This window comes from Streptomyces sp. NPDC012935 (genome assembly GCF_042900345.1).
Classification (GTDB): domain Bacteria; phylum Actinomycetota; class Actinomycetes; order Streptomycetales; family Streptomycetaceae; genus Streptomyces.
In genome coordinates this window covers 1-8571 of record NZ_JBIBBC010000039.1, presented here as the reverse complement: position 1 = coordinate 8571, position 8571 = coordinate 1, and the positions used below count along the sequence as shown (strand labels likewise).

Below are 8571 nucleotides of genomic sequence, written 5' to 3'. Positions count from 1 at the left end.
CGTGAAGAATTCCATGTAGGAAACCTTTACTTCAACCGTGGCTGTACAGGTGCTATCGTAGGTTACCAACCATTTGGTGGCTTCAACATGTCAGGTACAGATTCAAAAGCAGGTGGCCCAGACTACCTACAACTGCATATGCAAGCAAAAACAACTTCAGAAATGCTTTAATTTTCACATTGACGTGAGGGCTGTTCAAAGTAGGTAGAAATTGAGGCATTTTGAATGAATTTGTGACACTTCTCCAGGTAACGCTACCCTGGCTAAAACCGTAGACTTTCATGACGTAGTTTACCTTGGAGAAGTTAGCAAATTTACCGTTTGAATTGTTGCTATATTCTTAATCATTCTACTTATAGTGATACATAGTCCCTTTCTTTTATAAAGTTTTTCAACATGATTAGTAAGGAGAGAATAGGATATGACAAAAACTCAACAAGTTATTGAACAAACACAAAATTTTGGTGCAGCAAACTATCATCCACTGCCAATCGTTATTTCAGAGGCTGAGGGTGCTTGGGTTAAAGATCCAGAAGGTAACAAATATTTAGATATGTTATCTGCTTATTCAGCAGTAAACCAAGGACACCGTCACCCAAAAATTATCGCTGCTTTAAAAGAGCAAGCTGATAAAGTAACGTTAACTTCACGTGCTTTTTACAGTGAAAACCTTGGTGAATGGTATGAGCTAGTAGGGAAATTAACAAATAAAGAAATGGTATTACCAATGAATACTGGTGCTGAAGCAGTAGAAACTGCGTTTAAAGCAGCTCGTCGTTGGGCATATGATGTAAAAGGCGTAGAAGAGGGTAAAGCTGAAGTTATTGCATGTAATGGTAACTTCCATGGTCGTACAATGCTAGCTGTATCTTTATCTTCTGATGAAGAATACCGTCGTGGTTTTGGTCCAATGCTACCAAATGTTAAATTAGTAGATTATGGTAATCTTGAAGCTTTAAAAGCGGCTATTACACCAAACACTGCTGCATTTTTAATTGAGCCAATTCAAGGTGAAGCGGGTATCGTCATTCCAACAGAAGGCTTCTTAAAAGCAGCTCGTGAACTTTGCCGTGAAAACAATGTACTTTTCATTGCTGACGAAATTCAAGCTGGTTTAGCACGTACAGGTAAAATGTTTGCTTGTGATTGGGAAGAAGTAGAACCAGATATGTATATCTTGGGTAAAGCTCTAGGTGGCGGCGTATTCCCAATTTCTTGTGTGGCTGCAAACCGTAGTATTTTAGGTGTATTCAACCCGGGTTCACATGGTTCAACTTTTGGCGGTAATCCTTTAGCTTGTGCAGTTTCAATTGCATCAATTAAAGTATTATTAGATGAAAAATTAGCAGAGCGTTCACACGAACTTGGCGAATACTTCAAAGGTAAATTAAAAGAAATTAACAACCCAGTTATTAAGGAAGTACGTGGTCGTGGTTTATTTATCGGTATGGAGCTAACAGAAGCAGCTCGTCCATACTGTGAAAAACTTAAAGAATTAGGTCTATTATGTAAAGAAACACATGATACAGTAATTCGTTTTGCCCCACCACTGGTTATTTCTCAAGAGGATTTAGATTGGTCAATTGAACAAATTGAAAAAGTATTTAAACTTTAACAAAATGTTCACATTTTAATTCGGAAGTATGTTACAATGATGCCGATAACTATCATTAAAAAAAACAAAGAGGCGATTTAATAATGTCTGAAAACTTAAATCTTTTCACATCAACACAAGATGTCATTCAAGATGCTCTAAATAAACTTGGCTATGATGAAGCAATGTATGAATTACTAAAAGAACCGCTTCGCATGCTACAAGTACGTATCCCAGTGAAAATGGATGATGGTACAACAAAAGTATTTACTGGTTACCGTGCACAACATAATGATGCTGTAGGACCAACTAAAGGTGGGGTTCGTTTCCACCCACAAGTGTCTGAGGAGGAAGTTAAAGCGCTTTCAATGTGGATGACATTGAAATGTGGTATTGTCGATCTACCGTACGGCGGTGGTAAAGGCGGTGTCATTTGTGATCCTCGTCAAATGTCAATGGGCGAAATCGAACGTTTAAGCCGTGGCTATGTTCGTGCGGTAAGTCAAATCGTAGGACCAACAAAAGATATTCCTGCGCCAGACGTATTTACAAATGCACAAATTATGGCATGGATGATGGATGAATATAGCCGAATGGATGAGTTCAACTCTCCTGGCTTCATCACTGGTAAGCCACTAGTACTTGGTGGGTCTCAAGGTCGTGACCGTGCGACTGCACAAGGTGTTACAATCGTAATCGAAGAAGCAGCAAAAAAACGTGGTATTGATATTAAAGGTGCTCGTGTTGTTATTCAAGGATTTGGTAACGCAGGAAGCTTCCTTGCAAAATTCATGCATGATTTAGGTGCGAAAGTAATCGGTATTTCAGATGCTTATGGTGCACTTCATGATCCTGAAGGTTTAGATATCGACTATTTATTAGATCGTCGCGATAGCTTCGGAACAGTAACTACTTTATTTGAAAACACAATTTCAAACAAAGAATTGTTAGAGCTTGATTGTGATATTTTAGTACCAGCTGCTATTGAAAATCAAATTACTGCTGACAATGCACATAATGTGAAAGCAAATATCGTAGTAGAAGCAGCAAATGGTCCAACAACAGCTGAAGCAACTAAAATCTTAACAGAGCGTGGCATTTTACTTGTACCAGACGTATTAGCCTCTGCAGGTGGAGTTACAGTTTCTTACTTTGAATGGGTGCAAAATAACCAAGGTTATTATTGGACAGAAGAAGAAGTGGAAGAACGTCTATACAAAAAAATGGTCGAAGCATTTGATAATGTATATACAACAGCAACAACACGTAACATCAACATGCGCTTAGCAGCTTACATGGTAGGTGTTCGCCGTACTGCAGAAGCTTCTCGCTTCCGTGGTTGGGTTTAAGTAAAAAGAAGATAATGAGTCATTCCTATATTATTGGGATGACTCATTTTTTTCGTTTTTATTTGATTGAAGAAGGTGGTCTAGGCGCTGCTCTAATAGCATCTTTTTTTCGTTCCTTATTTTTTTGATTTTAAAAAATCTTAGCAGAAAAAAGCTCAAAATTATGGTTACGACAACAATTACAATAATAAGCATGTGCAAAAATTCCTTTTATTTTATGTAATGAGTAGTACTATACAACTATTGTCTGAACAAAATCTGAACAGTTTGAAAAAACGCTTTCGAAATAGCAAAGTGTTGACAGCGTTTAATCTTTGCTTTCTCTAGCGTAATTATGAGAAAATCCAACTAGAAAGGGGCGAATTAGATGGATTCATTTACTTTTTTTAACCCAGTGAAACTACATTTTGGTGAGGATGCACTTGAAAAATTGCCGAAAGAATTAGAGCAATTTGGAAACAAGGTATTAGTTGTATATGGTGGCGGAAGTATTAAATCGAATGGTGTATACGATGCTGTTATAGAAAAATTACAACAGGCGGATAAAACCGTATTTGAATTAGGTGGTGTAGAGCCAAATCCACGAGTAGAAACAGCTAGACGAGGTATTGAGATATGCAAAACTGAAGGAATTGACTTAGTTCTTGCTGTGGGTGGTGGTTCAGTAATCGATTGTTCTAAATTAATTGTTGCTGGCGCTAAGTATGATGGCGATGCTTGGGATATCGTGAAACGTAAAGTGTTTGTAGAACAAGCTATACCACTAGGTACGGTATTAACACTTGCTGCTACAGGCTCAGAAATGAATGCTGGATCTGTGATAACGAATGCTGCTACAGAAGAAAAACTAAGTTGGGGTAGTCCAGCAGCCTTCCCGAAATTTTCGATACTAAACCCTGCATATACAGTGACTGTACCTAAAAATCACACTGTGTATGGAATAGTGGATATGATGTCGCATGTATTTGAGCAATATTTCCACAATACAACGAATACTCCTATCACAGATGAAATGTGTGAAGGGGTATTGCGAACGGTTATTACGACAGCTCCAAAATTATTAGAGGACCTAGAAAATACGAAGTTACGCGAAACCATTCTATTAGCAGGGACAATTGGTTTAAATGGGTTCCTATCAATTGGTTCACGAGGGGATTGGGCATCTCATAATATTGAACATGCAGTATCTGCTGTATATGACATTCCACATGCAGGTGGTTTAGCCATTCTTCAACCGCATTGGATGCGTTTAAATGTACCAGTAAATCCTGAGCGTTTTGCAGGTATAGCAACACGTGTGTTTGGAGTCGAGGCAACAGGCAAAACAGTAGAAGAGGTTGCTTATGAGGGGATTGATCGTTTATCTGCATTTTGGACATCATTAGGGGCACCTAGTCGTTTGGCAGATTACGATATTGATGATTCGAAATTCCAGCAAATTGTAGATCATGCTATGCAAAATGGCCCTTTTGGCAACTTTAATCGATTGCAAGAGGAAGATGTAAGAACCATTTTACGAAATTCTCTTTAATACTTTAAGTATGAGGCTATGCTTATAGCCTCATACTTTTTTTATTGCAAGGTTAAGAAAAATTAACGATTAATGTAGAATTTTGTCGTAGAAGTTTCTTTAGTCCTGCAATATAATAAAATAGATACATAATAGAAGGAATATAAATGTATTTTTCTTTATTTTAAGTGAGGAAAGTCATGTTTTTAGCTGAGTCATTCAACCTATATTGTAGATTGTTTTACTATAAGGTGATTTATGGAATGACAGAAAAGGATAGTTTTTTGTCGTAATCAGTCAATTCGTGTGTCAATGTTCAGAAGTTGTTCAGCCACCTTTACTAAAATAATTACAATATTAAACAAAGAGGAGAGGGATCAAATGTTGAAACAATTGCTACAGGATCGTATTGTTACATTAAGTTGTATAGAAATGCCATTTCAGCAACATGTTTATAAAATGCAAAATTGTGTAGAGGTATTGGGGATTGAAGCGAAATCATTGCAAATTGAAAATGATAAAATTATCACTGGATACATTGTAGATCAAAGTATATTTTTTAAAAGCGTGCGTTTTGGGCGAACGAATGTTATTTTTTCGGATGGTGTAAATAAAGCAATTGTACAATTATTTGTTCGTCCTTCTGGAGAAATTGTTGTAGAAGTTAAGCCGTATTTGGGGGGTGCTGAGATTGTTCCCGTTTATTATCGAACAATTTTAGCAGATACAGCTATTGCAATTGATTTAAAAGGTGCTTTAAAACATTATTTGGTAGCCCATCAATTTATGAATATAGAAGATTCAATTGCTGAAGTACATTACCAATCCATGCATCCGAATGTATTAAAGGATTCTTTTTTAGGAAATTTCGTGTTGGGTTGTCATGTGGATGGCAGAAATATTCTCAATGCAGAAGAATATGCATTAGCTAATCGTCAAGCCTCCTTACTATTTTCAAAAATCGTTATTCAGCAGAATGGTAAAAGACAAATGATTGCTTGTAATAAATTACTTACTTTTATGATTACAAACCATGTTTATGTAGGTTATGAGGATATTCCTAATTTAAAATTAGTCTAACAAATAGCCAACTGCCTGAAATACGGCAATTGGCTATTTGTTTTTATAAAGTATTAAATGGAGTTGTTTGGTTTTTCACCAACGTGTATCCAGCTTGTTTTCCCATCATCTTCGTCGAATAATATAGCTACTTTAGATACTCCTTTTTGGCTTAGGATTACCTCTGTTAAATGATCCCGAACATCATCTAAAAAGGCTAACGATAAAAGCGGATCAGCTTCAGCCACTAATTCTACATGTAAAAACTCACCTTCTTTAATCACTTCAAGACGCACAATATCTTTGATATTTGGATCATCCATTACGAGGTGAGCGATATGGTTTAACATCTCTTCATCAGTTTCACCAATGACACCACGTGCGTTATCAAGGAATACCTTACCTACAACATAAAACATCATGACCCCAATTATCATCGAAACTAGTCCTTCTATTCGACCCCAACCTGTAAAATAAGCAATTAAAATAGCAGCAAAGGCTAAGAAGTTGCCTCCAGTAGCAACTAAATCTTCCATAAAAACTAATTTTGTTGCCGGTTTTGCTCTATTCAAGTATGTGAATGCTTTCGGAATAGATGCGATACCTGCTTTTTCTTGACCTGATTCATGTAGCACTTCTGCAGCCGCTTTAGCTAGCACTGTCCCTTCTAAAACAATCCCGATGAATAATACTCCTAGGGCAATCAATATCCCGCTAGACTCTCCTGTGGGATGAATAAAATGATGCCAACCTTCTTTTATTGTTTCATAAGAAAGGATAGCTACAATTATTACGGCGAAAAGGCATACTAAATTGACAATACGACCAAAGCCACCGGGAAATTGTTTTGTAGGTGCCTTTTTAGAGAGTGCTGACCCTATATACACAAATAATTGGTTTGCTGCATCGCCTAGAGAGTGCATCATTTCTGCAAACATCGCAACGTTACCTGTAAAGAAAAAGGCGATTCCTTTAATAATTCCTAAAAATGCATTTACACATGCAGCCATTAGAGAGGGTTTGTTACCGTCTTTTAGTAGTTTTAATAGTTCTGCCATAAAAAATCCTCCAACTAGTTTAAAATTTCCATTTCGATTTTTTCTATATAAGATAGTGCTCGTAATGAACGATAAAATGACAACAAATTATCCGAGACGATTAAGGAAAGACGTAAATCTAACTCATGTAAAACACTATCGTTTTTTAAGTGCACATCTTTAATGCGTATATTTTCAATGATAATGTTGTTGTCCTTTAAAAATAATAGAAATGATTCTGTATGGTTGTCATCATCAATTTGGACTTTTAATAAAATTTCCCGCATACGAATTCGCTTTGGTCCGATTTTCATAAGAAAAGGTGATAGTACTTCAATTCCAAAAACAATGATCACAACAGCTAGTGTTGCATCCATGTAAAAACCTGCACCAACCGCAATACCAATACCAGCGGCTCCCCAAATCATAGCAGCGGTTGTTAAACCCGTAATGCTGTCATTCCCGCGTCTTAGAATGACTCCTGCACCAAGAAAGCCAATTCCACTAACAATTTGTGCGGCTAAACGAAGAGGGTCCATCGTAATATTAATATCTTCTCTAGCGGGGGTTGAGTAGGCAGTTTCAATGGAGATAATCGTTAATAAGCAGCTGAAAGTAGCAATAACTAAACTTGTTTTTAATCCAACTGGTTTTTTCTTTAATTCCCTTTCGATACCGATTACTAAACTTAATGTGGCTGCAATAACTAATTTTATGCCAACTTCATATGTAATCATATTTTCGAATAATGTTTCCATACACAACCCTCCATTGATATTTCGTATTGCTAAGAGATATGCAAACTGTCATTATTATATGTGCATCACTTTTTTGTATTGTACAACATGAAGTAAGGACATATAAGTATTTTTTTAGGAAGGTGGGGTTTTTTGGAGCAGCCAAAAATCCATCCATACATCCCGATTGTGATTGGTGTAATTTCAGTATCGATGTCAGCTATTTTTGTGAAATTAGCATCGGCGGAAGCGGGGATTATAGCATTTTATCGCATGCTATTTTCCGTTTTAATCATGGCGCCATGGTTTTTAAGGGGATATACAAAGGAGTTAACGACTTTAAAAAGACGTGATTGGCTATTTTCTTCAGTTGCAGGGATTTTTTTAGCTTTTCATTTTATATTATGGTTTGAATCACTCAACTATACTTCAGTAGCAAGTTCAACAGTTTTAGTAACACTACAACCTTTGTTTGCGTTTGTGGGCACTTACTTTTTCTTTAAAGAGAAAATTACGGTGAAAACAATCGTAGCAGGATCAATTGCAATAATAGGAAGTATTTTAATTAGTTGGGGCGATTTTAAAGTAAGTGGAACAGCCTTATATGGAGATGTACTGGCGCTCGTTGCTTGTGCACTAGCGACAGCTTATTTTCTATTAGGACAGGATGTACGTAAGAGATTATCACTTGTAACCTATACAATGGTTGTATATGTTGTAAGTACCATCACTTTATTTATATATGTAATGGTTAAAGGGGAATCTTTTGGTCCATATTCTTCTATGGATTGGTTATGGTTTATCTTATTAGCGTTAATACCAAATTTACTTGGTCATACTTTGTTTAATTGGTCAATTAAATACGTCAGTACGAATGTTGTTTCAATTGCTATATTATTTGAGCCTGTAGGAGCTGCTCTTTTAGCTTTGGTGATATTTAAAGAGTATTTAATCATGACACAAATCATCGGTGGTTTGATTGTATTAGCAGGAATTCTATTGTTTGTAATAGATATTAAAAAGATTTTTAATTTTTTTAAGAAAAATGCTTGATTTTTAAAATGCTATATTATATATTATTACTTGTCCTTAACAAGAAGGAACGCTTGGAAATAAAGTTTTGAAAAGTTGTTGACTTTTAGTTGGGAATGAGATAAGATAATAAAGTCGCTGAAAACGACTTAAATAAAATGAACCTTGAAAACTGAACAAGCAAAACGTAATCAATAAAGTTTTAAGTAGCTAGTTTTGCTAGTGAACGAAACACAATTTTGGACATCAAACA

The 8571-nt window shown here is 36.1% G+C and carries 8 protein-coding genes; 6 read left to right on the top strand and 2 right to left on the bottom strand.

The genetic code is table 11. From position 1 onward, the window contains the following. The 5 genes from ACFY5C_RS41090 to ACFY5C_RS41070 form a co-directional block, all read left to right on the top strand. On the top strand, positions 1-171 hold a 171-nt coding region (locus ACFY5C_RS41090; RefSeq protein ID WP_387256090.1), incomplete at its 5' end, for an aldehyde dehydrogenase family protein. Positions 172-421: 250 nt separating this feature from the next. After that, positions 422-1615, top strand: coding sequence for an ornithine--oxo-acid transaminase (locus tag ACFY5C_RS41085; protein WP_004233780.1), 1194 nt, complete (start codon positions 422-424; stop codon positions 1613-1615). Positions 1616-1698: 83 nt separating this feature from the next. Further along, complete coding sequence (locus tag ACFY5C_RS41080) at positions 1699-2943, top strand: Glu/Leu/Phe/Val dehydrogenase (protein ID WP_004233781.1); 1245 nt, start codon at positions 1699-1701, stop codon at positions 2941-2943. A gap of 367 nt (positions 2944-3310) precedes the next feature. After that, complete coding sequence (locus ACFY5C_RS41075; protein ID WP_131522565.1) at positions 3311-4474, top strand: iron-containing alcohol dehydrogenase; 1164 nt, start codon at positions 3311-3313, stop codon at positions 4472-4474. A 360-nt stretch (positions 4475-4834) separates the two neighbouring features. Then, complete coding sequence (locus ACFY5C_RS41070) at positions 4835-5533, top strand: hypothetical protein (protein ID WP_048395809.1); 699 nt, start codon at positions 4835-4837, stop codon at positions 5531-5533. A 53-nt stretch (positions 5534-5586) separates the two neighbouring features. Here ACFY5C_RS41070 and ACFY5C_RS41065 read toward each other — a convergent pair whose 3' ends face one another. Beyond that, entirely contained in the window at positions 5587-6570 is a 984-nt protein-coding gene (locus ACFY5C_RS41065) for a cation diffusion facilitator family transporter (protein ID WP_048395811.1), read from the bottom strand. A 14-nt stretch (positions 6571-6584) separates the two neighbouring features. Then, positions 6585-7307 (bottom strand): MgtC/SapB family protein, encoded by a 723-nt coding sequence (locus ACFY5C_RS41060; RefSeq protein WP_004233792.1) that lies wholly within the window; start codon positions 7305-7307, stop codon positions 6585-6587. Positions 7308-7439: 132 nt separating this feature from the next. Between ACFY5C_RS41060 and ACFY5C_RS41055 the strand changes: the two genes are divergently transcribed. After that, positions 7440-8339 carry a DMT family transporter gene (locus tag ACFY5C_RS41055; protein WP_279495844.1) on the top strand — a complete coding sequence of 300 codons (900 nt, stop codon included), beginning with the start codon at positions 7440-7442 and terminating at the stop codon, positions 8337-8339. The last annotated feature ends 232 nt before the right edge of the window (positions 8340-8571 follow it).

Bases quoted from the DNA above. Each gene is read 5' to 3' on its own strand.
- ACFY5C_RS41085 (WP_004233780.1), top strand. From the start codon at position 422: ATGACAAAAACTCAACAAGTTATTGAACAAACACAAAATTTTGGTGCA.
- ACFY5C_RS41080 (WP_004233781.1), top strand. From the start codon at position 1,699: ATGTCTGAAAACTTAAATCTTTTCACATCAACACAAGATGTCATTCAA.
- ACFY5C_RS41075 (WP_131522565.1), top strand. From the start codon at position 3,311: ATGGATTCATTTACTTTTTTTAACCCAGTGAAACTACATTTTGGTGAG.
- ACFY5C_RS41070 (WP_048395809.1), top strand. From the start codon at position 4,835: ATGTTGAAACAATTGCTACAGGATCGTATTGTTACATTAAGTTGTATA.
- ACFY5C_RS41065 (WP_048395811.1), bottom strand. From the start codon at position 6,570: ATGGCAGAACTATTAAAACTACTAAAAGACGGTAACAAACCCTCTCTA.
- ACFY5C_RS41060 (WP_004233792.1), bottom strand. From the start codon at position 7,307: ATGGAAACATTATTCGAAAATATGATTACATATGAAGTTGGCATAAAA.